General features: G+C 69.7%; 24 protein-coding genes. 6 read left to right on the forward strand and 18 right to left on the reverse strand.

The window, feature by feature from the left end; translation table 11 throughout:
• Positions 1-37: 37 nt before the first annotated feature.
• The 5 genes from EDD27_RS24480 to infC all read right to left on the reverse strand — a co-directional run bounded on the left by EDD27_RS24480 (position 38) and on the right by infC (position 3,389).
• Entirely contained in the window at positions 38-1,132 is a 1,095-nt protein-coding gene (locus EDD27_RS24480; RefSeq protein WP_127934455.1) for a sensor histidine kinase, read from the reverse strand.
• Positions 1,133-1,182: 50 nt separating this feature from the next.
• A complete protein-coding gene (locus tag EDD27_RS24485) occupies positions 1,183-1,986 on the reverse strand; it encodes a TrmH family RNA methyltransferase (protein WP_127940921.1) in 804 nt (267 codons plus the stop codon).
• A gap of 63 nt (positions 1,987-2,049) precedes the next feature.
• The gene (gene rplT, locus EDD27_RS24490) at positions 2,050-2,433 is read right to left on the reverse strand and encodes a 50S ribosomal protein L20 (RefSeq protein ID WP_127934456.1); all 384 of its coding nucleotides are present in this window, start codon (positions 2,431-2,433) and stop codon (positions 2,050-2,052) included.
• Positions 2,434-2,460: 27 nt separating this feature from the next.
• On the reverse strand, positions 2,461-2,655 hold the full coding sequence (gene rpmI, locus EDD27_RS24495; protein WP_043622108.1) for a 50S ribosomal protein L35: 195 nt from the start codon (positions 2,653-2,655) through the stop codon (positions 2,461-2,463).
• Positions 2,656-2,780: 125 nt separating this feature from the next.
• A complete protein-coding gene (gene infC, locus EDD27_RS24500; protein ID WP_127934457.1) occupies positions 2,781-3,389 on the reverse strand; it encodes a translation initiation factor IF-3 in 609 nt (202 codons plus the stop codon).
• Positions 3,390-3,705: 316 nt separating this feature from the next.
• Between infC and EDD27_RS24505 the strand changes: the two genes are divergently transcribed.
• Complete coding sequence (locus EDD27_RS24505) at positions 3,706-3,993, forward strand: type II toxin-antitoxin system Phd/YefM family antitoxin (protein WP_127934458.1); 288 nt, start codon at positions 3,706-3,708, stop codon at positions 3,991-3,993.
• Complete coding sequence (locus EDD27_RS24510; protein WP_127934459.1) at positions 3,990-4,406, forward strand: type II toxin-antitoxin system VapC family toxin; 417 nt, start codon at positions 3,990-3,992, stop codon at positions 4,404-4,406. The genes EDD27_RS24505 and EDD27_RS24510 overlap by 4 nt, the downstream gene beginning before the upstream one ends.
• Here EDD27_RS24510 and EDD27_RS24515 read toward each other — a convergent pair.
• The 10 genes from EDD27_RS24515 to EDD27_RS24560 all read right to left on the reverse strand — a co-directional run bounded on the left by EDD27_RS24515 (position 4,381) and on the right by EDD27_RS24560 (position 15,114).
• On the reverse strand, positions 4,381-5,238 hold the full coding sequence (locus EDD27_RS24515) for a shikimate dehydrogenase (RefSeq protein WP_127934460.1): 858 nt from the start codon (positions 5,236-5,238) through the stop codon (positions 4,381-4,383). The two genes, EDD27_RS24510 and EDD27_RS24515, sit on opposite strands and share 26 nt — an antisense overlap.
• Before the next feature lie 187 nt (positions 5,239-5,425).
• The gene (gene mltG / locus EDD27_RS24520; RefSeq protein ID WP_127934461.1) at positions 5,426-6,583 is read right to left on the reverse strand and encodes an endolytic transglycosylase MltG; all 1,158 of its coding nucleotides are present in this window, start codon (positions 6,581-6,583) and stop codon (positions 5,426-5,428) included.
• Between the two features lie 211 nt (positions 6,584-6,794).
• Positions 6,795-8,084: an endolytic transglycosylase MltG gene (mltG, locus tag EDD27_RS24525; RefSeq protein ID WP_127934462.1), complete on the reverse strand. Its 1,290-nt coding sequence runs from the start codon at positions 8,082-8,084 to the stop codon at positions 6,795-6,797.
• 376 nt (positions 8,085-8,460) lie between these two features.
• Positions 8,461-8,940, reverse strand: coding sequence for a Holliday junction resolvase RuvX (ruvX, locus tag EDD27_RS24530; protein WP_127934463.1), 480 nt, complete (start codon positions 8,938-8,940; stop codon positions 8,461-8,463).
• A gap of 1 nt (position 8,941) precedes the next feature.
• Positions 8,942-11,614 carry an alanine--tRNA ligase gene (alaS, locus tag EDD27_RS24535; RefSeq protein ID WP_127934464.1) on the reverse strand — a complete coding sequence of 891 codons (2,673 nt, stop codon included), beginning with the start codon at positions 11,612-11,614 and terminating at the stop codon, positions 8,942-8,944.
• 21 nt (positions 11,615-11,635) lie between these two features.
• Complete coding sequence (locus tag EDD27_RS24540) at positions 11,636-11,866, reverse strand: hypothetical protein (protein ID WP_127934465.1); 231 nt, start codon at positions 11,864-11,866, stop codon at positions 11,636-11,638.
• Positions 11,863-12,243: a DUF948 domain-containing protein gene (locus EDD27_RS24545; protein WP_127934466.1), complete on the reverse strand. Its 381-nt coding sequence runs from the start codon at positions 12,241-12,243 to the stop codon at positions 11,863-11,865. Before EDD27_RS24545 ends, EDD27_RS24540 begins: the two co-directional genes overlap by 4 nt.
• An 85-nt stretch (positions 12,244-12,328) precedes the next feature.
• Positions 12,329-13,267, reverse strand: coding sequence for an oxygenase MpaB family protein (locus EDD27_RS24550; protein WP_127934467.1), 939 nt, complete (start codon positions 13,265-13,267; stop codon positions 12,329-12,331).
• A 44-nt stretch (positions 13,268-13,311) separates the two neighbouring features.
• Positions 13,312-14,562 carry a replication-associated recombination protein A gene (locus EDD27_RS24555; RefSeq protein WP_479680944.1) on the reverse strand — a complete coding sequence of 417 codons (1,251 nt, stop codon included), beginning with the start codon at positions 14,560-14,562 and terminating at the stop codon, positions 13,312-13,314.
• Positions 14,563-14,631: 69 nt separating this feature from the next.
• Entirely contained in the window at positions 14,632-15,114 is a 483-nt protein-coding gene (locus EDD27_RS24560; protein WP_127934469.1) for a DUF2231 domain-containing protein, read from the reverse strand.
• 169 nt (positions 15,115-15,283) lie between these two features.
• On the opposite strand from EDD27_RS24560, the gene EDD27_RS24565 reads away from it, so the two are divergent.
• Positions 15,284-16,192 (forward strand): peptidylprolyl isomerase, encoded by a 909-nt coding sequence (locus tag EDD27_RS24565; protein ID WP_127934470.1) that lies wholly within the window; start codon positions 15,284-15,286, stop codon positions 16,190-16,192.
• Positions 16,193-16,277: 85 nt separating this feature from the next.
• On the opposite strand, the gene aspS is transcribed toward EDD27_RS24565, so the two are convergent.
• Genes aspS through EDD27_RS24580 form a run of 3 tightly spaced genes read right to left on the reverse strand, consistent with a single transcriptional unit; the run spans position 16,278 to position 19,959 of the window.
• Positions 16,278-18,026 carry an aspartate--tRNA ligase gene (gene aspS, locus EDD27_RS24570; RefSeq protein WP_127934471.1) on the reverse strand — a complete coding sequence of 583 codons (1,749 nt, stop codon included), beginning with the start codon at positions 18,024-18,026 and terminating at the stop codon, positions 16,278-16,280.
• The gene (gene hisS / locus EDD27_RS24575) at positions 18,023-19,279 is read right to left on the reverse strand and encodes a histidine--tRNA ligase (RefSeq protein WP_127934472.1); all 1,257 of its coding nucleotides are present in this window, start codon (positions 19,277-19,279) and stop codon (positions 18,023-18,025) included. Before hisS ends, aspS begins: the two co-directional genes overlap by 4 nt.
• Complete coding sequence (locus EDD27_RS24580) at positions 19,279-19,959, reverse strand: MBL fold metallo-hydrolase (RefSeq protein ID WP_127934473.1); 681 nt, start codon at positions 19,957-19,959, stop codon at positions 19,279-19,281. Before EDD27_RS24580 ends, hisS begins: the two co-directional genes overlap by 1 nt.
• 138 nt (positions 19,960-20,097) lie before the next feature.
• On the opposite strand from EDD27_RS24580, the gene EDD27_RS24585 reads away from it, so the two are divergent.
• The 3 genes from EDD27_RS24585 (at position 20,098) to EDD27_RS56875 (ending at position 23,424) form a co-directional block, all read left to right on the forward strand.
• A complete protein-coding gene (locus tag EDD27_RS24585) occupies positions 20,098-20,973 on the forward strand; it encodes a peptidylprolyl isomerase (protein WP_338324663.1) in 876 nt (291 codons plus the stop codon).
• 62 nt (positions 20,974-21,035) lie between these two features.
• A complete protein-coding gene (locus tag EDD27_RS24590; protein WP_127934475.1) occupies positions 21,036-22,265 on the forward strand; it encodes a DUF349 domain-containing protein in 1,230 nt (409 codons plus the stop codon).
• 67 nt (positions 22,266-22,332) lie between these two features.
• Positions 22,333-23,424: a cupin domain-containing protein gene (locus EDD27_RS56875; protein WP_241564230.1), complete on the forward strand. Its 1,092-nt coding sequence runs from the start codon at positions 22,333-22,335 to the stop codon at positions 23,422-23,424.
• Positions 23,425-23,890 lie beyond the last annotated feature (466 nt).

Here is a 23,890-nt window from a genome sequence, read left to right on the forward strand (position 1 = left end):
TCGGCCCACCGGACCCGAATCCCGTGATTTCCGCGTTTCAGGCAGAAGTGGCGAAGTCGGGCGTGCCGGTGGGCACGGTAAATCGAAACTCCGCCCCGCCCTCGGGCGCGCGCTGCACGGTGATGGTGCCACCGTGCGCCTCGACCAGGCCCTTGACGATGAACAGCCCGAGCCCGGTGCCGCCGCGCCTGCGGCTGTTGCCGCCCCGCCAGAACTGCCGGAAGACGCGCGGGGCCAGCTCGGGCTCGATGCCCTCGCCCTCATCGCGCACCGACACGGCAACTCCCCATCCGACGGACTCGATCTCCATGGTCACAGTGCCGCGCCCATGGCGCAGCGCATTTTCTACTAGGTTACCCAGAATCTGGTCGATCTTGTCCTGGTCAAGCCACATCTCGGGCAGGTCGTCGCCCACGATCAGACGGAAGCGCTCCTCCGGCTCGCCCGCCGCGACCCGGCCCGCGATGAGCCTGCGCGCCCTGGCGGGGAGATCGACGACCTGGCGGCGCACCTCCAGCCGCCCGGACTCGATGCGGGAGACGTCGAGCAGCTCGGTGATGAGCCGGGTGACGCGGTCGGCGTCGTTGTTGACCGTCTCGAGCATGACGCGCTTCTGCTCGTCGGTGAACCGCTCCCACTTGGCCAGCATGGTCGCGGTGAAGCCTTTGACGCTGGTCAGCGGCGAGCGCAGCTCGTGGGCCACCGTGGAGACCAGGTCGGCACGGCTGCGCTCCAGCCGGGCGCGGGCGCCGCCGTCGCGCAGGGTGATCGCGACGCGCTCGACCTCACCGCCGCGCTCCGGCTCGCGTACGAGCCGCGCCGTGACGTGGAGCTCCTGCCCGCCCGGCAGGTGCAGCGGCCGCTCCGGCACCCTGCTGCGCGTGCGCAGCCCGCACTCGGGGTCGAGTGCCTTCCACCAGTCGCGCCCGTCGTGGTCGCGGAAGGGGAACACGTCGTTCATGTGCCCGCCGACCGCGCGCTCCATGGAGACGCCGGTGAGCCGGGCGGCGGCCCGGTTGACGGCCAGCACGCACCCATATCGGTCCGTCACGATGAGGCCGTCGGGAAGGTCGTCGATGGCTATCGTGCACGCGGCGGCCACTACTTTTCCGTCGGTTTCCGCACCGTGCACGACCTCGCCTCCTCCGCCTACAACGCCGACAATAGCGGGTTTCCGGCCGCCTAGGGCACTCGCTGAGCCCTAGCGGAGGAGTAAAGGCATACCGCCGCCGCGGTGGCCAGGTTGAGGCTTTCAGCCTGTCCGTAGATGGGCACTCTGACCACATCATCCGCTTCGGCCAGTATCTCCTCCGGCAGTCCCCAGGCCTCGTTGCCGAAGATCCACGCGGTGGGACCCGACAGATCGACGTCGTCGAGCGTGTGCTTGCCCGCGCCGTCGGCCGCCAGCACCCGCAAGCCTCGCTCCTTCAGTTGACGCACGGCTGGGCTCACGGGTGCACCGATGACGACGGGCAAATGAAATATGCTGCCGACGCTGGCGCGCACGCACTTGCCGTTGTACGGGTCCACGGAGGCGTCGGTGAAGACCACCGCGTCCGCGCCGGCGGCGTCGGCCGCCCGCATGACGGTCCCGGCGTTGCCCGGGTCGCGGACGTGGGCGAGCACCGCCACCAGCCGCGGCGCCTCCTTCAGCGCCTCGTCCAAGGGGATGTGGATGAGTTTGCAGACCGCCAGCAGCCCTTGCGGGGTGACGGTCTGGGACAGCTCGGCCATGACCTCGCCGCTGGCGCGGTGCACGGGCACGCCCTTGAGCGTGGCCTCGGTGATCAGCTCGGGGTAACGCAGCTCAGCCTCGGCCGTGCTGAAGAGCTCCAGGGTGACGCCGTCGAGCCGCAGCGCCTCGCGTACCGCCTGTGGGCCCTCGGCCAGGAACTTGCGGTCCTGCTCCCGGAACGCGCGCTTGGTGAGCCGCCTGGCGGCCTTCACCCGCGGCGACTTCACGTTGGTCAGCTCGGACCCGGCCATGCTCTCCCCCTGTGGATACGGCAAAGGGCCCACCGTAAGCCGGTGGGCCCCCTCAGTGGTGCTTCAGCTCGCGGCCGGAGCGTTCACGTTCGCCGGGAGCGCCTTCTTGGCGGCTTCGACGAGCGTGGCAAAGGTCTGGATGTCGTTCACCGCGAGATCGGCGAGGATCTTGCGGTCGACCTCGATGTTGGCCAGGCGCAGGCCCTGGATCAGGCGGTTGTACGTCATGCCGTTCTGGCGGGCCGCGGCGTTGATCCGCTGGATCCAGAGACGGCGGAACGCGCCCTTGCGGTCCTTACGGTCCCGGTAGGCGTACGTCATCGAGTGGAGCATCTGCTCCTTGGCCTTGCGGTACAGCCGCGACCGCTGGCCACGGTAACCGGTGGCCCGTTCGAGGACGACCTTGCGCTTCTTCTTGGCGTTGAGCGCCCGCTTCACGCGTGCCATGTTTCTTCTCCCCGGGGAAAGTTCGCGCTACTTGGCGAGCAGCTTCTTGATCTTCTTGGAATCGGCGTCGGAAAGGACGACTTCATTCTTGAGACGGCGCGTCAGCGTGGACGACTTCCACTCGTTGTAGTGGGCGCGATTAGCACGGCGACGCTTGATCTTGCCGGTGCCGGTGAGCCGGAACCGCTTCTTCGCACCACTGTGCGTCTTCATCTTCGGCATGTCGCCGTCTCTCCTCATTTCGGTCGTGCCGGTGGCCGGGCCGGTGCTGGCCGACCCGGTCGCGGCGTCTTTCGTCTGCCGGTGGCTCAATTGGGGCGCTTTGTAAGGCTAACCCCAACCGGGGGTCATCCTTCCTGTACGGAAGCGTCCTCGCTGCCACGCTGTGCCTTGGCTGCGGCCTTTTCGGCCTTGGCCTCGGCCTTCTTCTTGTGCGGACCGATCACCATGATCATGTTACGGCCGTCCTGCTTGGCGTGGGACTCCACGAAACCGAGCTCCTGGACGTCGTCCGCGAGGCGCTGCAGCAGCCGGAAACCGAGCTCCGGCCGGGACTGCTCGCGTCCGCGGAACATGATCGTGACTTTGACCTTGTCTCCCGCCTTGAGGAACCGCACCACGTGACCCTTCTTGGTCTCGTAGTCGTGCGGGTCGATCTTCGGCCGGAGCTTGATCTCCTTGATGATCGTGTGCGCCTGATTCTTGCGCGCCTCGCGCGCCTTCATCGCGGACTCGTACTTGAACTTGCCGTAGTCCATGAGCTTGCACACGGGCGGTCGAGCCGTGGCCGCGACCTCGACCAGGTCGAGGTCGGCCTCCTGGGCGAGCTTCAGTGCATCGTGAATCGAGACGATGCCTACCTGCTCGCCGTTCGGGCCCACGAGGCGAACCTCGGGAACTCGGATACGCTCGTTGATGCGGGGCTCAGTGCTGATGGGGCCTCCTAGGTTTGCGATCCCTACGTGCTCGTCGTGCCGAGGGCCTTTCCGCGCTCCCTAACGCGAAAAGCCCCGCACGTCGCGCATGCGGGGCCACTGAGCTCTGTGGCTTTCGTGGCCTCGAGCTCCCCGGAGTAGTCCGGCGTGATCCTGGACCCGGCCACCTTTCGGCGACTCGGGTGGGAGGGAGACCTCCGCTTGCGCGTCCAGCAGTGCATGCCGGACCGATCAGAGAGCTACATTACCACAACCACACAGCATCCTCGAATCTTCCCTGCTGGCCGGACACTTTTCTCTAGGATTCTGTCCAGGAAAATAGTCAGAAGGGGGTCTTATGACAGCAGAACCGCTCGAAGCGACCAAATGGCAGCTGCAGGAGGCCAAGCAGCGCTTCAGTGAGGTCGTCCGCAGAGCGCATGACGAAGGGCCGCAGATCGTCATGCGGCACGGGCGGGACGTGGCGGTGATCCTCGACATGGAGGAATATCGCCGGCTCAAGAGGCAGGAGCCCAAGCCGGACTTCAAGGAGTTCCTGCTCTCGGGGCCTGACCTGAGTGGACTCGACCTCACCCGCGATACGAGCACCGAGATGCGGGAGATCGACTTCGAGGGCATCGAATGAGCTACATTCTCGACACCAACATCGTGTCCGAGATGACCAAGCGCGTCAGGGACGACAACGTGCAGGCATGGCTCGACACCATCACCGGGCACAGTCTTTACCTCAGCGTCATGGTGTTCGGCGAGATCCGCAAGGGCGTCGAGTTGCTACGCCGCCGTGATCCGGCGCAGGCGGTCGGCTTCGACGGCTGGCTCGACCGCCTCCAGCGCGAGTTCAGGACCCGGATCCTGCCGATCACCACCGCCGTGGCGGAGGAATGGGGGCGGCTGCACGCGATGCGACCGCTCCCGATCGTCGACGGCCTCATCGCCGCCACAGCACGGACGCATGGCTGGACACTTGTGACTCGCAACGTGAAGGACTTCGCCGGGCTAGACGTGAAAATGATCAACCCGTTTGAGAAGTCCTTCTGAGGATCTCCGCCTCGCCGGCCGTACGCATCGCCTCCACCGGCACATCCGCCCGGCCGGTCATCAGCTCCACCTGCCGCACCGCCTGATGCAGCAACATCGCGAACCCGCCGACCACGGTGCCGCCCGCCGCCCGCACGGCCGACGCGGCGGTGGTCGGCCAGGGTGAGTAGACCACGTCGAAGAGTGCGGGCACGCCGTGCAGCCGGTCGGCGAAGGCGTCGGCGGCGCCGCTCGGCAGCGTGGACACCACCAGGTCCACCCCGGTGAGCGCGTCGAGCTTGTCGAACGTCTCCACCGCCAGCGCCACGCCGAGCCGCTCCGCCACCTCCGCCGTCTCGCCCGCCCGCGCCGGGTCGCGTACCAGCAGGGTCGCCGAGAACAGCCCGAGGTTGCGCAGGGCCGCCAGCGTGGAAGCCGCGGTGGCTCCTCCGCCCAGCACGGTGGCCGACCGCGGCGCGGGCACCCCGGCCTCGGCCAGCGCCTGCTCGATGCCGTAGACGTCGGTGTTGTCGCCGTGCCGCAGCCCGTCGCGGAACACCACCGTGTTCGCGCCGCCGACCTCGACGGCGAGCTCTGAGACGGAGTCGAGCAGCGGCAGCACCGCCCGCTTGAGCGGCATGGTCAGCGACAGCCCCGCCCAGGCGTCGTCACCGTCCTCGTGGCCCTGCCCGCGCACGGGTGTCAGCTCGCGCAGCAGGCCCGGCAGCCGCGCCTCGTCGCATTCGAACGCCTCGTAGCTCCACCCGTCCAGGCCCATCGCCTGATAGGCGGCTCTGTGCAGGTAGGGCGAGAGCGAATGGGCGATGGGCGACCCCAACACGGCGGCTCGCATCCGCACTCCTTCCGAACGAACACGACGACCCTATCGCCAACTCCCGCACCGCACGGCCAGCCCCGCGGCACCGATGGATGGAAGACCGGGGGGCTGCACGCAGCGGAGCCGCTCGGCCGCCCACCCGTGTCGGCGGGTGGGCGGTGCGAGGCGGCCAGGCCCCCCAGCGCGAGCGGATGGACGCCGGTCAGCCGCCGTTCCTCCGGTACTCGGCGAGAAGCGCCTGCCTCTGAGCCTCTGTTGAGGCGAACTTGGTGACGTTGCTCTTGGGGTCAGTGGCGACGAACCAGAGCCAGTCCCCCTTCGCCGGGTTCAGCGCCGCCTCGAGGGCATGATCGCCGGGGTTCACGATCGGTCCGGGCGGCAGGCCCTCGTTCCGATAGGTGTTGTAGGGGTGCTTGGTCTTCGTCTCCGCGAACGTGGCAGCCGTGCCGTACTTGCCGAGCGCGTACATGACCGTGCTGTCCATCTCCAGCTTCATCTGCGGCTTGCGCTCGAGCCGGTTGTAGATGACGCGGGCGATCTTCGGCATGTCCTCCGTCCGGCCGGCCTCGGCCTGGACGATGCTCGCGATGACGACGATCTCGTGCGGCGTGTGGCCGAGCGCCTTGGCACCGCCTTGGAGATCCACCTTCTCGGCTGTCTGGTTGAACCTCTGCACCATCTGCGCCAGCATCTGCGCCGGGGTGGTCTTGGGCTGGAAGTCGTACGTGGCCGGGAAGGCGTACCCTTCCAGCTTGCCCTTGGCGTAGGACGGCAGGTCCAACTCGCCGACGTCCTTGGCGGCGGCGGTGAATTCCTTGACGGGCTTGCCGGTCGCCTTGGCGAGGGTGGTCAGGGTGTCCGACAGGCGCAGCCCTTCCTTGATCGTCACCTTGTCGAGCAGCCGGTTCCCCGGGACGAGCATCCCCACGGCGCTGGCCGCCGACATCTGCTTACGCAGCTTGTACGACCCTGGCTGTAGCTTGTCGCTCATACCGGCGTTGGCGATCGCGTTGGTGAAGGCCCTGGCGCTGGCGACGACCCCCTGCCGCTCCAGCTCCTCGGCCACCTCCGAGGCGTTCTGCCCGTCCTTGATCTCGATGACCACCTCACCGGCGCCCTGGCCGGTGTAGTCATCGGGTACGAGAGCGTCGCTGAGCCAGAGGTAGCCGTAGTATCCACCGCCGCCGATGATGCCTGCCAACACGACGAAGGCGAGCAGCGGTGCCAGGAATCGGCCCCGGTTGCGGCGCCTGCGCCGCCTGCGGCCGTTGCCGCGTTTGCCGGAGCCCCGGGTACGGCGCCGCGTCTGACCTTCGTCGTCCTCGGCGCCGAGCAGCGTGTTCAGATCGAGATCGTTCATAGGTTCGCTGGCCAATCTCCCGGTACAGCCGGCCAGGAGTCAAGCGGAAGTGCCCAACCGGCAGGGGTTACCGAGTGGAACTGGGGGAGCCACCGGACGTGCTGCCACGACCGGCGGGGATCACTCTGGGTAGCCATGCTAGGGGACGGAAAGAGGACGCATGCCCCTTTTTGGGGCTTTTGCGCTGGAACGGCCGCGGTCCCACCGACCATCAGTTCGCCCCGAGGTTCTTGTTCAACTCTTCCCGGTATCTCACGAACTCGCTCTCTTTGTTAGTGAATTTGGTGATTCTACGCGCCGGATCCGTCGTTACAAACCAGTGCCAATCGCCCTTGGCCGGGTGCAAGGCCGCCATCAGCGCCTTCTCCCCGGGATTGGCGATGGGCCCTGGCGGCAGTCCTTTGTGGCGATAGGTGTTGTAAGGGGAGTCCACCTTGGTGTCCTTCTCGGTGACCCTGAGTGTTCGCCGGTTCTGCGCGTACAGGACAGTGCTGTCGATCTCGAGGGGCGTGCCCTTCGCGAGGCGGTTGTAGATCACTCGCGAGATCTTGGGGTAGTCCTCGTCGGTTCCGCCCTCCGCCTGGATCAGACTGGCAACCGTGACGGCCTCCAGCGGGTTCAGGCGCACGCGCTCCGCCCCCTCGGCCAGCCGTACCTTCCTCGCCGCCACGCCGAAGCGCTCGACCATCGCGGCGAGCACGTCCACGGCCGTGTCCCCCGGCTCGATCTCGTACGTGGCGGGGAACAGGAAACCTTCGAGCCCGGGTGCGTACTTGGGCAGGCCGATCAGGGCCTTGTCCACGTTCTGCAGATCCTTGAGCGGCAACCCGGCCTGGCTGGCGACGCGGCTCAGCACCTCGCTCGTCCGCAGGCCCTCGGGTATGGTGACGCGCCGCACGACCCGGGACGCGGGGCTGAGCAGCAGATCGAGCGCGGCGCTCGCGGCCATGCCTTTGCGCAGGCGGTAGTGCCCGGGCCGCAGCCGGTCGGCCACCCCGCGGTCCTGCGTGGCACGGATGAACGACTGTGCGCTCGCCACCACCCCGGCCTCTTCGAGGGTCGATCCGATGGCCCCCGCGCTGGAGCCTGGCGCGATCCGCACGGTCACCGCGCCGTTGCCGCGCCCTTCGAAGTCCTCAGGACTGAGGTACGGCTTGAGCACTGCGAACGCCCCCACTCCCAGGGCCACCAGGGCCGCGATCAGGCCGGCGGAGACCAGGGCGACCTTGCGCACGGCCTGCTTGCGGGCCGCGGGCAGCCGGATGACGTCCGCCTCGGCGTCACCCCCGCCCTGGGCGTCCTTGGGGTCGTTGGGACCACTGAGGTCGTTGGGTTCGGCCCGCTCGCCGCCCTCGGGACCACTGAAGTCGTTGGGTTCGGCCCGCTCGCCGCCCTGTGGCTCGGCCTCCCCGGGCAGGTCGTCGCCGGCCTGGAACGGGATCACGTCGCCGACGTCGCCGCCCTGCTCGTCCTCGCGAGGCTCCTTCGGCGTGCCGCTCATGCGATCCCCCCGCCAAGCGCCTGCCGACCCCCAAGACTGGCCGCCCCGCACCCACGGCCCGGCTCCAACTCCGCGCCCGCACAGGCCCCGTACCGGCCTACCGCCCGCGCCTCACCTTTGGAGGCCCCAGACTGGCCCGTCACCGAAGCCACGCCTGCGGAAATCCGGAACCGGACCTCCGCCGGCGCCACAGGCACGCACGCCCCGAATCGGCCCCCAGCCAGCGCCCGACCTACGCCGGCGCGGCACCAGCCCTCCGCCGGCGCCATGCTCGCGCACACACTGAACGGGTTTGCGGCCGACACCACGCTCGCACGCCCGGCCGATCGGCCCCCTGCCGTCGCCGCCGTGTCGCCTTGCCCCGTGAATCGCCCGCTCATTGGGCAGGTCCGTCGTCCGCCGGGGGCGGTGCGACGGGCCTGCCTGGTGGTCTTTCCGTGGCGCGCTCGGAGTCGAGCGCATCCTGCAGCAGCACGACGGCCGCCGCCTGGTCGACGACGCCACGTTGTTTCTTGGCTTTCACGCCGCTGGCCCGCAGCCCCTGCTGGGCGGCGACCGTGGTCAGCCGCTCGTCGAACAGCCGAACGGGCGTCGGCGCGAGCCGGGCGGCGAGAGCGGCGGCGAACCGGCGGGCCAGCGTGGCCGCCTGCCCCTCACGCCCCGACATCGAGGTGGGCAGCCCCACCACGACCTCGATCGCCTCGTGCTCAGCGACGATTGCGGCGATGCGGTCGAGGTCGCCCTTGCCCCGTTTGACAGTTTCGACCGGCGTGGCCAGCAGCCCCGAAGGGTCGCTGCGGGCCACGCCGACGCGTACGGAGCCGACGTCCACGCCGATCCGTGAACCGAACCTCATGTCAGCCGAGCTGCCCCGCGATGGCCTCCTCAACCAGGCGCAGCGCGTCGCCGATCGCCTCCGGTCGTGTGCCGCCGCCTTGCGCGACATCGTCCTTGCCGCCACCGCCACCCCCAAGCGCCTTGGCGGCGACGCCGACCAGCTGTCCGGCCTTGAGCCCCCGCTCGCGCCCCGCCTCGTTGACCGTGGCAACCACCACGGGCCGGTCGGAGGGGACACCAGCGATCACGACGACCGCCGGCCGGTCGGCCGGGAACCTGCCACGCACATCAAGCGCGAGCTTACGCAGGTCGTCGGCCCCGGTGCCATCAGGCGCGCGGTGTGTCACGACGGAGACTCCCCGCAGGTCACCCGCCTGGGCGACCAGGTCGCCCGCCACCTGGAGCACCTGGGCGGACCGGAGCTTCTCCAGCTCCTTCTCGGCCGTGCGCAGCCGGGTGACGATGCCGTCGATGCGCTCGGGCAGCTCCTCGCGGCGCGCCTTGAGCTGCTCGGTGAGCTGGTGGACCAGGACGCTCTCGCGCGCCAGGAACCGGAAGGCGTCGATGCCGACGAGCGCCTCCACACGGCGCACGCCCGCGCCGACCGACTGCTCGCCCAGCACCTTGACCAGGCCGAGCTGGCCGGAGCTGTGCACGTGGGTGCCGCCGCACAGCTCGCGCGAGTAGTCGCCGATCTCGACCACGCGGACCTCGTCGCCGTATTTCTCACCGAACATCGCCAGCGCGCCCATCGCCCTGGCCTCCGCCTGCGAGGTGTAGAAGGCGTTGACCTTGAGGTCGTTGATGAGCACCGCGTTGACCTCGTCCTCGACGTCGCGCAGCACGCTCGGTGGCACCGCGCCCGCCGCGGTGAAGTCGAAGCGGAAGCGGCCGGGCGAGTTTTCCGAGCCCGCCTGCGCCGCGGTCTCGCCCAGCGCGTTCTTGAAGCCGCGGTGCACGAGGTGGGTGGCGCTGTGGCTGCGCGAGATCGCGCGGCGGCGCTCGATGTCGATCTCCGCCTGCGCCTCGTCGCCGATCTTCAGCTCGCCACTGCGGACCTTGCCGCGGTGCACGACGAGGCCGGTCAGCGGGGACTGCACGTCGACGATCTCGACCTCGGCGCCGCTGGTGCGGATCACGCCCTGGTCGGCGAGCTGGCCACCGCCCTCGGCGTAGAACGGCGTGCGCCCCAGCACGACCTCCACGGTCGTGCCCGCGCCCGCCGCCGGGACGGAGACGCCGTCCACCAGGATGCCCGCAACGGTGGTGTCGGCCTCGGTCTGGTCGTAGCCGAGGAACTCCACCTTGCCCGCCGCCTCGAGCAGTTGCCCGAAGACGGAGATGTCGGCGTTGCCGGTCTTCTTCGCCGCGGCGTCCGCCTTGGCCCGCTGCCGCTGCTCCTTCATGAGCCGGCGGAAGCCCTCCTCGTCGACCTTGAGCCCCTGCTCGGACGCCATCTCCAGCGTCAGGTCGATCGGGAAGCCGTAGGTGTCGTGCAGCTGGAACGCCTGGGCGCCGGAGAGCGTGGTGCCGGACTTGCGCTTGGTCTCCTCGACCGCCACGTCGAAGATCGCGGTGCCGGTGCGCAGCGTGCCGAGGAAGGACGCCTCCTCCGCGTCGATGACCCCGTGGATCTGCGGCGCGTCGGCCTTGAGCTCGGGGTATTGCTCGCCCATCACGTTGATCGCGACGTCGGTCAGCTCGTGCATGTAGCGCTCGTCGCCGGAGCCGAGCAGGCGCAGGTTGCGCACCGAACGGCGCAGGATGCGGCGCAGCACGTAGCCGCGGCCCTCGTTGCCGGGCATGACGCCGTCGGCGACCAGCATGGTGCCGGTGCGCACGTGGTCGGCGATGACCCGGAGGCTGACGTCGGCGCGCTGGTCGCGGCCGTAGCGGGTCTTGGTGAGCTCGGCCGCCTTGTCGAGGATCTTGTAGGTGGTGTCGATCTCGTAGATGTTGTCGACGCCCTGCAGGATCGCCGCCATGCGCTCCAGGCCCATGCCGGTGTCGATGTTCTTCGCCGGCAGCTCGCCCGCGACGTCGAAGTCGACCTTCGTGCGGACCGCGCTGAGCTGGTATTGCATGAAGACGAGGTTCCACACCTCGAGGTAGCGGTCCTCGTCGGCGACCGGGCCGCCCTCCTTGCCGTATTCGGCGCCGCGGTCGTAGTAGATCTCCGAGCAGGGGCCGCCGGGGCCCGGCACGCCCATGTGCCAGTAGTTGTCCTCCAGGCCGCGGCGCTGGATGCGGTGCTCGGGCAGCCCGACCTTGTTGCGCCAGATGTCGAAGGCCTCGTCGTCCTCGAGGTAGACCGTCGCCCACAGCTTGTCCTCGGGGAAGCCGAAGCCGCCCTCGGACTCGGACCGGGTGAGCAGCTCCCACGCGAACGGGATCACTTCTGACTTGAAGTAGTCGCCGATGGAGAAGTTGCCCAGCATCTGGAAGAACGTCGCGTGCCGGGTGGTCTTGCCGACCTCGTCGATGTCGGGGGTGCGCACGCACTTCTGCGCGGTGGCCAGCCGTGACGCCGGAGGCTTGCGCTGCCCCAGGAAGTACGGCTTGAACGGCACCATACCCGCATTGACCAGGAGAAGCGTCGGGTCCTCAGCGATCAGGCTGGCCGAGGGCACTATCTTGTGCCCACGCTCCTCGAAGAAGCGCAGGAAGCGGCGGGCGATCTCTGCCGACTCCATGGTGGCCATCCTTTGCGTTAGTCAGTTGTCATCTTCAGCGTTGTCGAGCCCGAAGCGTGCCCGCAACTCGGTTTCGCGCTCGGCGGCCTCGCCAAGTGCGTCAGAGGTAAAGTCTCTCACCCGCTGGAGCATGCCCGCCGCACCGTCTGCGGTCCTGTGGATGACATGGTTGGGGTGGAGAGCCTGCAGTCTGCGCATCACCCACAAGGCGAGGAACGCGCCGAGCGACAGGTAGAACAGCCTTCTGATCATCGTGTCCGCCTCGGCACGGCTCTGCGCGGCCGCCTGGCCTCGATGGCGCGCCGCACGCCATAGCTCAGCGACGACACCTTGATCAGGGGCCCGGTGAAGACGGTCTGCGTGACCGCGCTGAGCTTGGCCGCGTGGCCGCTGACCTGCTTGACGTCCTTGGCGATGGCCTCGACGGCGATCAGCTGCCTGTTGGTCTCGTTGACCGTGACGCTCAGGTCGTCGAGCAGCGGCGTCAGGCGGTTGTTGAGGTCGGAGACCGCCTTGGTGGTCTCCGTGAGGAGCTTGGCGAGCTTGACGAGCACCATGGCGAGAACGCAGACCAGGACAATCCAGCCCGTGGCCGCGATCAGCCCGGCGAGCTCTCCAGCGGTAAGCATCCGCGCATCTCCCTCGTACGCTGGGCCGGAACGGCACGACCCTATCGCGTCCGAGCGACAACGTCGGTGAGGACGACGAGCCCGGTCAGGCCGCCACGTCCGCTCCCGGCGCGGGCGTGACCGCCCGCATGAGGGCGCGGGCCGCCCTGATCTCCGGCGCTACCAGCCGTTCGGGCAGGGCGCCCGCCGCCGCGCGCAACGCCCTGAGCGCCGTGCCTGCCGCGTACTCGGCGGCCTTGCCCGTCTGGCAACCGTACATCTCCTTCGCCCACGCGGGCAGCGTGGCGAAGGCGAGGGCGCCTGCGGCGGGCAAGGAGCCGAGCGCCAGCGGCGGTGTGAGCAGCGGAGCGACGAGCCTGGGGCGGAGAGCGGTAGCTTGCGTAGCCAGCGGAGCCCCGTGCGAGCGCGACCATAGACGCAGGAGCCGCCACGACACCTGCGGGCTGACGCTGCGGCGCAGCGCGTCGCGTGCCTCGTCGGTGGCCGACAGGTAAGGGCGCATGCCGTCGAGATAGTCGCCCAGCTCCGCCACGTCGGCCGGCACGTCGTGCAGCCCGACGAGGCTCGCGCTGCGCCGCTGCTCGGCCACATAGGCGTCGGCGTCCGCGCCGGTGAGCGGCACGCCGGCGCGCAGGGCCACCTCCAGGTGCGAGGAGGTCTCCACGCAGTGGACCCACCGCAGGTTCTCCTCGTCGTTCACACGGAACAGGGTGCCGGTGTCGGTGTCGAGGCCGATGAGGCGGGCGTGCACCCGGCGCACCCGCTCGGCCGCCTGCTCGGCCTGCTCGCGGGTGCCGAACGTGCGCACGGTGATGAAGGCGAGCTGGCGCCGCAGCCGGGCGCGGGCCACCTCGGGGTCGTCGAGCAGGCAGTTCTGGGCTATGCCGCGGATGGTGCGGGGATGCAGGGCCTGCAGCTGAAAGGCGCGCAGCACGGCGGGCCAGCCGAGCGGCTCGGTGTGGATGCGCCAGGTGATGGATTGGGGGCCGAACAGGCCGCCGCCGGGGGTAACGGTCGCCTTCACACCGTTGTGATTCCCCGTGAACAGCCGTTTAGTACGGCTTTCACCTATGCGTCGGGCCTTCCGCGCAGGAAGTCGCGGATCTTGCTCCAGCGGTCGGCGACCGGGGCCTCGGCCCCGTGCCGGGTCGGCTCGTAGTAGCGGCGCTCGCGCACCTGCTCGGGCGCGTAGTCCTGCCGTACGAGCCCGTGCTCGAAGTCGTGCGGGTATTTGTAGCCCTCGCCGTGGCCGAGCTTGGCGGCCCCCGGGTAGTGGGCGTCGCGCAGGTGGCCGGGCACCTGGCCGATCAGGCCGCGGCGCACGTCGCCGATCGCGGCCCCGATGGCCTTGACGACGGCGTTGGACTTGGGGGCCAGGGCGCAGTGGATGACGGCGTGCGCCAGGTTGATCTGCCCCTCGGGCAGGCCGATGAGCTGAACGGCCTGGGCGGCGGCGACGGCGGTCTGCAGGCAGGTGGGGTCGGCCATGCCGACGTCCTCGGAGGCGAAGATGACGATGCGGCGGGCGATGAAGCGCGGGTCCTCACCCGCCTCGATCATGCGGGCCAGGTAGTGGAGGGCGGCGTCGGCGTCCGAGCCGCGCATCGACTTGATGAACGCGCTGATCACGTCGTAGTGCTGGTCGCCCTGCCGGTCGTAGCGTACGGCGGCCTTGTCGACGGCCTTCTCCACGACCTCGACCGTGATGTCGTCGGCCAGCAGCGCCGCCGCCTCCAGGTACGTCAACGACCGGCGCGCGTCCCCGCCCGCGAGGCGCACCAGGTGCTCCAGCGCCTGCGGCGCGAGCGTGACGCGGCCGTCCAGGCCGCGCGGGTCGGCGACCGCCCGCTCCAGCACCGCGCGGATGTCGTCCTCGACCAGGGACTCCAGCGTCAGCAGCAGCGAGCGCGACAGCAGCGGCGAGATGACCGAGAAGAACGGGTTTTCCGTGGTCGCGCCGATGAACGTGACCCAGCGGTTCTCCACCGCGGGCAGCAGCGCGTCCTGCTGTGCCTTGTTGAAGCGGTGCACCTCGTCCACGAACAGCACGGTCTGCCGCCCGGTCATGCCCAGCTCGCGCCGGGCGTTGTCCATGGCGGCACGCACGTCCTTGACGCCGGCGGACACGGCCGAGACCTCGACGAAGCGGCGCTTGGTGACGTTGGAGACGACGTAGGCGAGCGTGGTCTTGCCGGTGCCGGGCGGTCCCCACAGGAACAGCGACATGGGAGCCTCGCTCTCGACCAGGCGCCGCAGCGGGGTGCCCGGGCCGAGCAGGTGCCGCTGGCCGATCACCTCGTCGAGCGTGCGCGGGCGCATGCGCACCGCGAGGGGCTGCGGGGTGGCCTCCTCAGCCGCCGAATCGAACAGGCTCTCCACAACGCGAGATTACACTCCCCACACGGCTCTCGCTCCGGAGTCGCCGGCCTGGAAGACGTAGTAGCCGGCCACCGCGGCCAGCGCCAGCGTCAGGCCCGACAGGGTGAGCGTCGCGGCGCGGCCGAACCGGTCGCGGCCGACCGAATCGCGCGACGGCCGGGTGGCGAACACCAGCAGCAGGGCGGCGGCGGCCAGCCCGAGCACTGACAGCAGCAGCGGATTGGCGAAGCTCTGGTGGGCGGAGATGCGCGCGCCCAGCTCGCCGTCGGCGGTGGCGAAGCGGGCCGCCTTGAGGCTTTCGCCGCTCTCCTTGGCCGCGTAGACGGCCGCGGGCGCGGCCAGGGAGAGCAGGACGACGGCCCAGGCGACGTACGGCCGCCAGCGCGGCAGCAGCGCGTAGACGGCCGCCACGACGACGAACAGCGGGGTCAGAACGACGGCGAAGTGGATGATCAAGGGGTGGGCCGGGAGGCCCAGGATCTGGTCGAACATGGGGGGCTCCTTAGTGCTCATTTCACCTACGCATGGGAGCACCATATGGTTCGCGACCTCACAAGTCGCACATCACGGCTTTCGCCACTTACGTCCGGCACATCTCACAGGCCGGTAGCATGCGCGGAGTTGTTTGGTCATGTGACGGCAAAGATGAAGGAGACAACCGGTGAGCGGCGACGACGACCGCAAGAGCGAGCTGGCGCGGGAGCACAAGGAGCGGCAGAAGCAGCGCGCCGGAGCTGAAGCGGCCGAGCAGTCCTCCAAGGCGAGGCGGAACACCTTCATCGGCGCGGGCGTGGCCGTGGTCGTGGTGGCGGGCGGCATCTTCGCCGCGACCACGTTGGTCGGCAATGACGGCGGCAGGACGGCCTCGGCGGCGAGCACGCCCTCGGCCTCCGCCTCCGCGTCCGCCTCTGCCAGCGCGCCGGTGCCGAGCGCGACAGCCACGAAGACCGGTCCGGTGTCGTGCGCGTACAAGCGTGACACCTCGGTTCCGAACAAGTTCGTGGGCCTGCCGGGCAAGAAGCCCAACATGAAGCTGAAGAAGATGACGATCAACTTCAACCGCGGCAAGGTCGTCGTCGATCTCATGACGGACGCGGCGCCGTGCACCGTCAACTCGCTCAGCTTCCTGAACAAGAAGCGCTTCTACAACAACATGAAGTGCCACCGTCTGGTCACCCCGGACGTGTCCGGAGTGCACATGCTGCAGTGCGGCGACCCGCTGGCCAAGGCCGACGGCAAGAACCCCACCGACGGACAGGGCACGGCGGGCTACACCTACGCCGACGAGAACACCGAGATCCCCCCCGTCAAGGGCGTGATGTTCATGACGCAGCCGGCAGAAGCGGCGGGTCAGAACAACAGCCAGTTCGCCTTCTCGCTCTCGGACGAGAACCAGCAGATCGGCGCCGGCTTCTCGGTCGTGGGCGTGGTCAGCGAGGGCTTGGACATGCTGGTCGGCCTGGCGTCGAGCGGCAAGGACCTGATCGTCAACGAGGCCGACATCACCGGCGACGGGGGCACCACCGTTCCGAAGAATCCGGTGATCATCAAGAGCATCACGTTCTCCTGAGAACCTCCTCAAAAAGCCGAGCAGAAAGCCGGTAGGGCGAGCGCCCTACCGGCTTTCTGCTTGACGTCCTGGCGGTTCTGCTCGCTCAGGCGTTCTTCGGCTGGGCGTCGACGCCCGCCTCCTTGCGCTGCTCGGCCGTGATCGGCGTGGGCGCGGCCGTGAGCGGGTCGAAGCCGGAGGCCGTCTTCGGGAAGGCGATCACGTCGCGGATCGAGTCGCCGCCGGACAGCAGCATGCAGATCCGGTCCCAGCCGTAGGCGATGCCGCCGTGCGGCGGCGGGCCGTACTTGAACGCCTCCAGCAGGAAGCCGAACTTGCTCTCCGCCTCCTCCTTGGAGATGCCGAGCACGTCGAAGACGCGCTGCTGCATCTCGGCCCGGTGGATACGGATGGAGCCGCCGCCGATCTCCATGCCGTTGCAGACCATGTCGTAGGCGTAGGCGAGGGCCTCGCCCGGGTGGTCCTGGAAGTTGTCGGCCCACTCCGGCTTGGGCCCGGTGAACGGGTGGTGCACGGCCGTCCAGCCGATCTCGCGGCCCACCTCGTCGTGTACGGGCTCGAACATGGGGGCGTCGACGACCCACAGGAACGACCAGGCCAACTCGTCGATCAGGTCGCAGCGCCGGCCGATCTCCAGGCGGGCGGCGCCGAGCAGGTCGCGGGAGGCGTGCTTGGGGCCGGCCGCGAAGAAGATCGCGTCGCCGGGGTTGGCGCCGACCTTGGCGGCCAGCCCGGCGGCCTCCTCCTCGGAGAGGTTTTTGGCGACCGGGCCGCCGAGCGTGCCGTCCTCCTGCACGAGCACGTAGGCCAGGCCCTTGGCGCCGCGCGAGCGGGCCCACTCCTGCCAGCCGTCGAGCTCCTTGCGGGTCTGCGAGGCGCCGCCCGGCATGACGACCGCGCCGACGTATTCGGCCTGGAAGACCCTGAAGGACGTGCTCGCGAAGTAGTCGGTCATCTCGACGAGCTCCTGGCCGAAGCGCAGGTCGGGCTTGTCGGAGCCGTAGCGGGCCATGGCGTCGGCGTACGTCATGCGCGGCAGCGGCGTCGGCAGCTCGTAGCCGACGATCTCCCGCCACAGCCGGCCGATCAGCTTCTCGCCGACCTCGATGACGTCCTCCTGGTCCACGAAGGACATCTCGACGTCGATCTGGGTGAACTCCGGCTGCCGGTCGGCCCGCAGGTCCTCGTCGCGGTAGCACTTGGCGAGCTGGTAGTAGCGCTCCAGGCCGGCGACCTGCAGCAGCTGCTTGAACAGCTGGGGCGACTGCGGCAGGGCGTACCAGTTGCCGGGCTGCAGGCGCACCGGCACGAGGAAGTCGCGCGCGCCCTCGGGGGTGGAGCGGGTCAGCGTGGGGGTCTCGACGTAGACGAAGCCGAGTTCGTTCATGACCTCGTTGGCGAGGTAGGTGGCCTTGGAGCGGGTGCGCATCGCGTTGGCCACCTGCTGGCGGCGGATGTCGAGGTAGCGGTATTTCAGCCGCGCCTCCTCCGACACGCCCACGTTGCCCTCGATCGGGAACGGCAGCGGCGCCGACTCGCTCAGCACCTCCACCGTGTCGGCGACGACCTCGATCCTGCCGGTGGGCAGGTCGGGGTTTTCGTTGCCCTCGGGGCGCAGGCGGACCTCGCCGACGACCTTCACGCAGTATTCGGCGCGCAGGTCGTGGGCGTGGTCCTCCTCGCGGAAGACCACCTGCGCCGAGCCGGAGGCGTCACGCAGGTCGATGAAGACCACGCCGCCATGGTCGCGGCGGCGGGCCACCCATCCCGCGAGCGTCACCTGCTGCCCGGCGTGCTCCTCGCGGAGCGACCCGGCCGTATGCGTGCGGATCACTGCACTTTCCCTTTCAAGAATTCGACGACCTCGGCCAAGGGCACCTCGGTCTGGTCAGCGGTGGTCAGGTCTTTCACTTGCACGGCCTCGGCGGCCAGGTCACGCTCGCCCAGGATCAGCGCGAACGCGGCCCCCGAACGGTCGGCGCCCTTCATGGCGCCCTTGAGCCCCTTGCCGCCGAAGGCCATGTCGGCAGCGACACCGGCCGCGCGCAGCTTATTCAGCAGCCTGAACATGGCCCGCGCCGCCTCGTCGCCCAGCGCCACACCGTACACCTCGCAGCGCGGCGGGGTGTCGAGCGCGATGCCTTCCCGCTCCAGGGCGATGACGGTGCGGTCGAGGCCGAGACCGAAGCCGATGCCGGGCAGCGGGGGGCCACCGATGGCCTCGGAGAGCCCGTCGTAGCGGCCGCCACCGCCGATGCCGGACTGCGCGCCCAGCAGCGGGTGATCGAACTCGAACGTGGTGCGGGTGTAGTAGTCGAGCCCGCGCACCAGCCTGGGCGCGTCCTCCCACGGGATGCCGAGGTCGGCCAGGAGCTGCTTGACCCGGTCGTGGTAGGCCTTGCAATCGGCGCACAAGTGGTCGCCGATGAGCGGCGCGCCTTCGAGCTGAGCGCGGACCTCTGGACGCCTGTCGTCCAGCACGCGCAACGGATTGATCTCAATCCGCGCCCTGGTGGCCTCGTCGAGATCGAGCGCGCGCAGGAACTCCTGCAACCGGGCCCGGTAGACCGGGCGGCACTCCGTGCAGCCCAGCGAGTTGAGCAGCAGCCGCACCCGGGTCAGGCCGAGCGCGGAATACCACTGCCAGGCCAGCGCGATGGTCTCGGCGTCGACAGCCGGGTCCTCGCTGCCGATCGCCTCCAGGTCGAGCTGGTAGAACTGCCGGTAGCGGCCCTCTTGGGGCGCCTCGGCGCGGAAGACCGGCCCATCGGTCCAGACCTTCACCGGGAGCTGCCCGCGGTGCAGGCCGTACTCCAGGACCGCGCGCAGCACGCCGGCGGTGAACTCCGGGCGCAGCGTCAGCGACCGGCCGCCACGGTCGGTGAAGGTGTACATCTCCTTGCTCACGACATCGGTCGACTCCCCGACGCCGCGGGCGAACAGCTGGGTGTCCTCGAAGACCGCGGTCTCCAGGTAGGAGTATCCGGCGCGCCTGGCGGTCTCCGCGAACGCTCCCCGGATCGCGTAGAACGTCGAGGCCTGCGGCGGAACGTATTCCTTGACGCCTTTGGGTGCTTGGAAGCTCATTAGATCCCTCGTGTGGGACCGGCGTGCGGAGCTGCTTCTTTCAAGTATGGGTTGGTAGCGCGCTCGCGGCCGATCGTGGTCTGTGGTCCGTGGCCCGGCAGGACGACCGTATCGTCAGGCAGCGGCAGACACTTGGTAGCCAGGCTGCGCAGGATCGTCGGGTAGTCGCCCCCGGGCAGGTCAGAGCGTCCGATGGAGCCGGCGAACAGCAGGTCGCCCGAGAACATGACCTCGTCATCGGGCAGCCGGAAGCTCACCGACCCCCTGGTATGGCCGGGCGTGTGGTCCACCACGAGCTCGAGGCCGGCGAGCTTGAGTACGGCTCCGTCGGTCAGCTCGCGCACGTCGTCCGGCTCGCTCAGCGTGATGCCGCCGAACAGGGAGGCGCTCGTGTCGGACCAGCCCGCGGCCGGGTCGCTCAGCAGGTGCCGGTCCTCGGGGTGGATCCACGCGGGGACGTCACGCGCGCCGCAGACCGGGGCGACCGACCAGACGTGGTCGAGGTGGCCGTGGGTGAGCAGGACCGCGACCGGCTTGAGCCGGTGCTCGCGCAGCAGCTCCTCGACGCCGTCGGTCGCGTCCTGACCTGGATCGACGATGACGCACTCCTCACCGGCGGCAGGCGCGACGACGTAACAATTGGTCTGGAAGGCCCCTGCGGGGAAGCCGGCGATGAGCATCTGCCTCAGGTGATCTCGTCGAAAAGCCAATGGGAATGTAACCGAAGGGTACCGGTGCGGGTCGCCGGGCTGCGAATCATTACCCGTTGGCCGATACGATTCGCCCACCTCAGTTGATTGACTATGGGAGGCAAAGCGGTGGCCACGGGGAAGGACCGGCAGAAGCAGCTGGCGCGCGAGCACTACGAGCGGCAGATGCAGCGCCGGCTCGAGCGCGAGCAGAAGTCCAAGCGCAACGCGATCATCGGCTCCACCGTGGGCGTGGTGATCGTGGTGGGCGGCATCGTGACCGCTGTCGCGCTGCTGGGCGGCAACGACCCGGCGACGGAGGCGGCCGCCTCGCCCACGGCGGCGCCCACCGACACCGCCGCGGCGTCGCCGAGCGCGGCCACGGGGCCGAAGCCGTACGACGCGGCGACCGGCACCTGCGACTACGTCAAGGACACCGCCGGCGGGCAGGTCAAGGACGTCGGCATGCCGCCGGCGAAGGTCAAGACCACTCCGGCCACGAAGACGATGACGTTCAAGACCAACCAGGGCGACATCGTGGTCGAGCTGAACAACGCCAAGGCGCCTTGCACGACCAACTCGCTGGAGTTCCTGGCGAAGAAGAATTACTACAACGGCAGCAAGTGCCACCGGCTCGGCAGCGACAAGTTCCCGATGCTGCAGTGCGGTGACCCGACCGCCAAGGCCGACGGCAAGAGCCAGGACGGCTCGGGCGGCCCCGGCTATGTCATGGCCGAGGAGAACCTCCAGGGCGCCCAGTACAAGCGCGGCGTGATGGCGATGGCCAAAACTCAGGCGCCGGGCAGCACGGGAAGCCAGTTCTTCCTGGTTTACGGAGACATCGGACTCACCCCGGATTACACGCCGGTGGGTACGATCAGCAAGGGGCTCGACATCCTGGACAAGGTAAACAAAGCAGGCGTCATCGCCGACATGGGGGACGGGACGGGAGCACCGAAGCAAACCCTCGAAATCAAAGACGTGACAATCGCCGGCAAGAGCTGACGTAATACAAACTAGGGACGAAGTAGTCCCGAAGGGTCTGATGGATAGTGCGGGAGGACACGGTGAGCACCGACCCGTGGGGCCGGGTAGACGACGACGGCACCGTCTACGTGCGTACGGCTGAGGGAGAGCGGGCCGTCGGCTCCTGGCAGGCCGGTGAACCCGAAGAGGCACTGGCCTACTTCCATCGCAAGTACGACGAGCTGGCGGGCCAGGTTCAGCTGCTCGAACAGCGGGTCAGGGGCACCGATCTGGCTCCGGCGCAGGCCGAGGCCAGCATCGTCAAGCTGCGCGAAGCCGTGGCCGACGCCCACGCCATCGGCGACCTGGCCGCGCTGACCGCCCGGCTGGACGGCCTGACGGAGCTGGTCGCCCAGCGCCGTGAGGAGGTCAAGGCAGCCCGCGAGCAGGCACGGGCCGAGGCCAGAGCGGTCAAGGAGCGCATCGTCGCCGAGGCCGAGCGCATCGCCGACGAGACCACCCACTGGAAGTCGGGCGGTGAGCGGCTGCGCCAGCTGGTCGAGGAGTGGAAGGCCGCGGACCGCATCGACAGGGTCACCGAGGCCGCACTGTGGAAGCGGCTGTCGGCCGCCCGCACGGCCTTCGCCAAGCGGCGCAAGCAGTACTTCGCGGGGCTCGACGAGCAGCGCGAGGGCGTACGCGCGGCCAAGGAGCGCATCGTGGCCGAGGCCGAGGCGCTCGCCGACTCCACCGACTGGGGACAGACCGCAGCCGTCTACCGCGACCTGATGCAGCAGTGGAAGACCGCGGGGCGGGCCTCGCGCGAGGCCGAGGACGAGCTGTGGGCCCGCTTCAAGGCCGCGCAGGACCAGTTCTTCCAGGCCAGGTCGGCGGTCTTCGCCGAGCGTGACGCCTCGCTGGCGGCCAACGCGCAGGTCAAGGAGGAGCTGCTGGCCGAGGCGGAGAAGATCCTCCCGGTCACCGACGTACGCACGGCCAGGGCGGCGCTTCGCCACATCCTGGAGCGCTGGGAGGCCGCGGGCCCGGTGCCGCGCGAGCAGCGCGACCGGCTCGAGGGCGGGCTGCGCAAGGTCGACGAGGCCGTGCGCAAGGCCGAGGACGCCGAGTGGAAGCGTTCCAACCCCGAGGCCAGGGCCCGCGCGCAGAGCACCGTCGACCAGCTGCGCACCTCGATCGAGCAGCTGGAGAAGCGGCTGGCCAAGGCGCAGGCGGCCGGACGTGCCAAGGACATCAAGGAGACCGAGGAAGCCCTGGGGGCCCGGCGCTCCTGGCTCGAGGAGGCCGAGCGCACGCTGGCCGAGTTCAGCTGACGTTTTTCCCGCCCGATCGCGGGGAATCGGGCGGCACGCGCGGGGGCCTGCGATCTAGGCTGGCGGCATGGATCCCGTCAGCGTCGCTCGTGCTCTCGTCGAGGAGATGTTCCCGGGGGCCCTGTACGCCTTCGTCGGCGGCAGCTCGCTCACCGAGCAGCGCACCAGCACCTCGGACCTGGACGTCGTCGTGGTGCTCGACGGCCTGCCCGTCCCCTACCGCGAGTCGCTGCGGTGGCGCGGGTGGCCGGTCGAGCTGTTCGTGCACAGCGAGACCAGCCTGCACGCATACCTCGACAAGGACTTCGACCGGCGGCAGCCGACCCTGGCGCGCATGTGCGCCGAGGGTGCGGTGCTGACCGACCGGACCAGCGGCCGCGCCAGCGACCTCCAGACGGCGCTGAGCGAGCGCCTGGCGGCCGGTCCCGGCGGGTTGACGGACACGGAGGCCGAGCGGGCCAGGTACGCGCTCTCCGACCTCCTGGACGACCTGTCGGGGGCGATGGACGCCGGCGAGCAGACGTTCATCCGGTGGCAGGTGGTGCAGGAGACGGCCAGGTTGGCCCTGGGGTTCGGGCGCAGGTGGCAGGGCAGCGGGAAGTGGCTGCTGCGCGAGCTGCGCGCGCACGACCCGGAGCTGGCCGGCGAGCTGCTGGCCGCGCACGACGACCCGGCACGGCTGACGGCTGTGGCCTCCGACGTGCTGGAGAGGGCGGGAGGGCGCCTCTGGGAGGGCTACAGGGCAGAGGGCGACCCCTTCCACCGGCCGCTGCGTCACGTGCCCTCTGGGGAGCTCTCGGGCGACACGGCGCAGAGCTCCGGCATGCGGCGGCTGGCGGCCATCAGCGGGGCCACCGCCGGATCGGGGCGGTTGTGGATGGGGCAGACGCACGTCGCGCCCGCCACCCGGTCGTCCGACCATCACCACGGGGCGTCGGAGACGGCCATCTATGTGGTCAGCGGCACGCCGTCGTTCGTCTTCCTGGAAGGCGAACGGGAGGTGCGCCTGGAGACCAAGCCGGGCGACTACGTTTTCGTGCCGCCGTACGTGCCTCACCGGGAGGAAAACCCGGACCCGTCGCAGGAGGCGGTGGTAGTGATCGCCCGCAGCACCCAGGAGGCCATCGTCGTCAACCTCCCCGACCTTCGCCCCCGCTGACCACCGGCCCTACGGTCGCCTCACCCCGCCGGGCGCGCCGCCCCGAGCCCGCCCAACGCCCCGGCCGAACCGTCCGCCGCCCGGCAACAGGCGCCCCGCGCCGCCGCTGACCAGTCGGCCCGGCCCCCGCCGCCACCGCCTCTGGAGGACCCAGTCCACCGGTGCAACCGGCTCCGCGGCCCGGTGGCGCGGCCGGCGGCGGGCGCTGGCGCAGTCCTGGGTGCCGGGGCCCCGCGACCCGGGCGCCAGGCGGCCGACAGCGGCCTGGCGACACAGCGGCGGCTGCTGGCCGGGCATCGAAACCCCCGCAACCCAGTTGCGGGCAGGACAGGGATCGTGTGGCGGGCACTGGCCGACGCCCTGACAGCACGGCCCCGAGCCCTTCCAGGCAGACCGGCAGGCCTGGACGGCTCCGGGCAGGCGCTCGGCGGGCCGGGCAGGCGTGCGGCGGCCGGGCTGGCGTGCG

The organism is Nonomuraea polychroma (assembly GCF_004011505.1).
In the GTDB taxonomy this organism is placed as follows: Bacteria; Actinomycetota; Actinomycetes; order Streptosporangiales; family Streptosporangiaceae; genus Nonomuraea; species Nonomuraea polychroma.

Coding starts and splice junctions, on each gene's coding strand:
- alaS (WP_127934464.1), bottom strand. CDS start 11,614: ATGGAGTCGGCAGAGATCGCCCGCCGCTTCCTGCGCTTCTTCGAGGAG.
- ruvX (WP_127934463.1), bottom strand. CDS start 8,940: ATGAGGTTCGGTTCACGGATCGGCGTGGACGTCGGCTCCGTACGCGTC.
- hisS (WP_127934472.1), bottom strand. CDS start 19,279: ATGAGCTTCCAAGCACCCAAAGGCGTCAAGGAATACGTTCCGCCGCAG.
- EDD27_RS24505 (WP_127934458.1), top strand. CDS start 3,706: ATGACAGCAGAACCGCTCGAAGCGACCAAATGGCAGCTGCAGGAGGCC.
- EDD27_RS56875 (WP_241564230.1), top strand. CDS start 22,333: ATGGATCCCGTCAGCGTCGCTCGTGCTCTCGTCGAGGAGATGTTCCCG.
- EDD27_RS24485 (WP_127940921.1), bottom strand. CDS start 1,986: ATGGCCGGGTCCGAGCTGACCAACGTGAAGTCGCCGCGGGTGAAGGCC.
- mltG (WP_127934462.1), bottom strand. CDS start 8,084: ATGAGCGGCACGCCGAAGGAGCCTCGCGAGGACGAGCAGGGCGGCGAC.
- rplT (WP_127934456.1), bottom strand. CDS start 2,433: ATGGCACGCGTGAAGCGGGCGCTCAACGCCAAGAAGAAGCGCAAGGTC.
- EDD27_RS24580 (WP_127934473.1), bottom strand. CDS start 19,959: ATGCTCATCGCCGGCTTCCCCGCAGGGGCCTTCCAGACCAATTGTTAC.
- EDD27_RS24540 (WP_127934465.1), bottom strand. CDS start 11,866: ATGATCAGAAGGCTGTTCTACCTGTCGCTCGGCGCGTTCCTCGCCTTG.
- EDD27_RS24560 (WP_127934469.1), bottom strand. CDS start 15,114: ATGTTCGACCAGATCCTGGGCCTCCCGGCCCACCCCTTGATCATCCAC.
- mltG (WP_127934461.1), bottom strand. CDS start 6,583: ATGAACGATCTCGATCTGAACACGCTGCTCGGCGCCGAGGACGACGAA.
- EDD27_RS24510 (WP_127934459.1), top strand. CDS start 3,990: ATGAGCTACATTCTCGACACCAACATCGTGTCCGAGATGACCAAGCGC.
- EDD27_RS24545 (WP_127934466.1), bottom strand. CDS start 12,243: ATGCTTACCGCTGGAGAGCTCGCCGGGCTGATCGCGGCCACGGGCTGG.
- rpmI (WP_043622108.1), bottom strand. CDS start 2,655: ATGCCGAAGATGAAGACGCACAGTGGTGCGAAGAAGCGGTTCCGGCTC.
- EDD27_RS24515 (WP_127934460.1), bottom strand. CDS start 5,238: ATGCGAGCCGCCGTGTTGGGGTCGCCCATCGCCCATTCGCTCTCGCCC.
- EDD27_RS24555 (WP_479680944.1), bottom strand. CDS start 14,562: ATGCGCCCGCGCACGCTCGACGAGGTGATCGGCCAGCGGCACCTGCTC.